This window comes from Rhodococcus sp. MPR-R1B (assembly GCF_058793255.1).
This window is the reverse complement of record NZ_JBXAFO010000087.1, coordinates 1-611: the sequence shown is the minus strand read 5'-3', so window position 1 is coordinate 611 and position 611 is coordinate 1. Positions and strand designations below refer to the sequence as shown.

The 611-nt window shown below is 57.0% G+C and carries 1 protein-coding gene; it reads right to left on the bottom strand.

Going from position 1 to position 611, the window contains the following annotated elements:
- Nucleotides 1-63: 63 nt before the first annotated feature.
- On the bottom strand, nt 64-611 hold a 548-nt coding region (gene istB, locus AC1Q61_RS32760), incomplete at its 5' end, for an IS21-like element helper ATPase IstB (protein ID WP_492651490.1).

Genomic DNA, 611 nt, shown 5'->3' with positions numbered 1-611 from the left:
TGTCAACGTCGGATGAAAAGTGATCGGTGATCGTCGGACGAAAATTCACCACCCGGCTTGGATTTAGTCCCTGCTGGATCGGTTCTTGGTCAGAAGCTCTCGGCGCGATCGGGTGCGATAGGAGTCACCGCTGAGGGTGAGCACTTCGGCGTGATGGACGAGTCGGTCGATCATCGCTGCGGCGACGACGTCGTCGGAAAATGTCTCGCCCCATCGCCCGAACGGGAGGTTGGAAGTGACCATGACCGAGCCTTGCTCGTATCGGGAGGCGATCAGCTGGAAGAACAAGTTCGCCGCGTCCTGATCGAACGGGATATACCCGACCTCATCAATGATGATCAACTTGTAACGGCGGATCTTCTTGAGCTCGGTCTCAAGCTGCCCGGCATGATGTGCAGTGCTCAACCGAGTGATCCAGTTGCTGGCAGTATCGAACAGGACGGAATATCCGGCGTAGGCAGCTTTGACTCCGAGTCCGATCGCGATGTGTGTCTTGCCGATGCCAGGCGGACCGAGCAGGATGACGTTTTCCGCTTTCGGAACGAACATTCCAGTCGCCAAGTGCGCCAACACATCACGTCGCAAGCTTGGCAGGTGGTCGAGATTGAAGT